Source organism: Allobosea sp. LC85 (genome assembly GCF_000735605.1).
GTDB lineage: Bacteria > Pseudomonadota > Alphaproteobacteria > Rhizobiales > Beijerinckiaceae > Allobosea.
Genome location: NZ_JPKG01000050.1, coordinates 1 through 2,777, shown reverse-complemented (window position 1 = coordinate 2,777; position 2,777 = coordinate 1). Strand labels below are relative to the sequence as shown.

Here is a 2,777-nt window from a genome sequence, read left to right as displayed (position 1 = left end):
GGCCTTGCGGCCGAGATTCTCGCCGAGCTGCGAGCGGATGATCGAGAGCTCGGCCCTGGTCTGGACATCGTCGAGCCAGAACAGGGTCTGGCCTGCCTCGACCCGGTCGCCCTGGCGCACCGCGATCGCCTGGACGATGCCGCCGTCGCGGTGCTGCACCTCCTTCAGGTTCTGGTCGACCTTGACCGAGCCCTGCGCGATCACGGCGCCGTTGAGATGGGCGCTGGCGGCCCAGCCGCCGCAGCCGACGACCAGCAGCAGGGCGAGCGCCGTGCCGGCGAGCATATGCCGGCCGAGACCGAAGTTGGGCTCGCGCTCCCCGCTGGCGTCCCCGCCGGCCTGCGATGTGACACTGCGCCTGGTCATGCTGGTCTCTCCCGTCAGCCGGCTCGGGATGCGAGGCGCTGCGGCCCCGCACCGGGGTCAGTCGTGGTCATAATAATACAGCCTGTGACTGCCCTGGATCTCGATCGAGTAGTCCTTCTCGTCGGTCTGCTCGAGAAAGACGTCGACGAAGGTGCGGTCGTCGTCACCGATCTTCTCGATGCGGAAGCGGAAGGGCCGGCCGGCATCGTCGCCATCGTCGCCATAGGTGCGATCGAAGGCATCGTCGTCGGAACCGTTTCCGTGGCCATCGTCATCATCGTCATCCGTACGGATCTGATACTGCTTGATGCGGATGCGGTCGCCGGCCTCGAGATCGAGGATCTGGTGGATCAGGTCGCGATCGTCCTCGTCATAGGGCACGTCGAACGAGAAGGTGTCGTCGCCGGCGCCGCCGCTGAGCGTCACCGCATCAGTGCCGATGGTGAAATGGTCGTCGCCGCTGCCGCCGAGCACCGCCTCGATATTCGAGAACCCGTCTTCGCCGATCTCGACGCTGACCGCCTTGCCCTCGACCAGGTTGATGTCGATGCATTGCGTTGCCTGGGAATAATCCAGCGTGTCGCAACCGCTGCCGCCATCATAGCCATCGGCCGCCGCGTCGAGCGCGCCGATGATCACGTCGTTGCCGGCCCCGGCCTCGACCCGGTCCGCGCCCGCACCGCCGTCGAGCGTATCCGCGCCGCTGCCGCCCTCGACCTGGTCGTTGCCGACACCGCCCTGGATCACGTCATCGCCGGCCCCGCCGAGCAGGCAGTCATGGCCGCTGCCGCCATCGATGACGTCATTGCCGTCATTGCCCTCGATCCGGTCGGTGCCAGCCTCGCCGAAGAGCCGGTCGTTGCCGGCATTGCCTTCGACCTTGTCGTCGCCGTCACCGCCAAAGACGATGTCGTCGCCGGTCCCGCCCTCGGCCTCGTCATCGCCCTCGCCTGCGTCGAGGATGTCGTTGCCGTTGCCGCCCGTGAGCCGGTCCTTGCCGCTGCCGCCGGCAAGGTGATCGTCACCCTCCCCGCCGTCGAGCAGATCGTCGCCGGCCTCGCCGGAGAGCGTGTCTTTGCCACCCTCACCGAAGAGCCGGTCCTTGCCGCCGCCGCCCGCCGCGGCATCGTCGCCGCCACCGAGCCGCGCCGTGTCCTGGCCCGCGCCGAACTGGACGATGTCGCCATGAGCGCCACCGGTGACGAGATTGTTGCCATTGCCGGTGCGGACGCTGTTGTTGCCGTCGCCGGTGAAGATGGTGTTGTCGCCGTCGCCGGCATCGATCTCGTCGTCGCCGGCCCCACCATTGAGGATGTCAGCGCCGTTGCCGCCATAGAGCGTGTCGTTGCCGTCGCCGCCGGACAGCATGTCGCCGCCGTCGCCACCATCGAGACGATCGTCGCCCGTGCCGCCTTCCAGCGCGTCGTCACCCTCGCCGCCATCCAGCGTATCGTCGCCCTCGCCGCCCTGGATCACGTCATTGCCGGCGCCACCGGAGAGCCGGTCGTTGCCCTTGCCGCCGACGATGATGTCGTTGCCGGCCTCGCCGAAGATGATGTCGTCGCCATCCTCGCCGAAGAGCTGGTCGTCGCCCTCGCCGCCATGGATGGTGTCGTTGCCCTCGCCGCCATAGACGATGTCGTTGCCGCGGCCGGCATAGATCAGGTCATGGCCGGTGCCGCCGCGGATGAAGTCGTTGCCGGCGCCGCCATGCAGGATGTCCGAGCCGCCGCGGCCATCGATCGTGTCGTTGCCGTCGCGCCCGTCGATCAGGTCGGCGCATTCGGTCCCGGTCAGGCTGTCATCGCCGGCCGTGCCGTCGATCTCGGTGAACGCGACGACGCTGAACACGGCGGTCTGGGCGACCGCGACGGTGTCGTCACTGACCTCGTAGCTCAGCGTCACCGGACCAAAATAGCCGGGCGTCGGGGTGAACTCCCAGCCGCCCTCGACCGCGGTCAGGGTCCCGCTGGAGGCGGTGAGATGCCTGACCGCGAGCGCATCGCCATCGGGGTCGCGCGCCCCCGAGAGCAGGCCGATCGCAGTGATCAGCAGCGTCTCGCAGAGCCCGATGCTGCGCAGGCTGACGGCGCCGGCGAGCTGCGGGGCCTGGTTGCGCGGGCTCCCGGAACCGCCGGGAATCTCACCACGGGGGCCGCCGGGTTTCTCGCCACCGGGGCCACTGGGGCCGGGATGGCTGCCCGGACCGGGGTGGTGGCCACCTGAGGGCGCATCGATGGGGGCCAGCCCCTCGAAGGCGTGCGCTCCGCCAGAGCCGGCGCTGCCGGACAGGCCGCCGCCACTGCCGAGCGTCAGGTTGTCGTTGCTGGCCGGATCGCCGCCGAAGACATCCTCGAGCTTCGCCGGCGAGAAGCGGCGCAGCGGCAGCTGCTCGTAATCGATCGGCGGGG

At 69.2% G+C, this 2,777-nt stretch carries 2 protein-coding genes; both read right to left on the bottom strand.

The annotated features are described in order from the left end of the window. Nucleotides 1–285 (bottom strand): biotin/lipoyl-binding protein (locus FG93_RS22400; RefSeq protein ID WP_244448590.1); only part of this gene is annotated, 285 nt, incomplete at its 3' end. Between the two features lie 138 nt (nt 286–423). After that, on the bottom strand, nt 424–2,777 hold a 2,354-nt coding region (locus FG93_RS22395), incomplete at its 5' end, for a calcium-binding protein (RefSeq protein WP_162835450.1).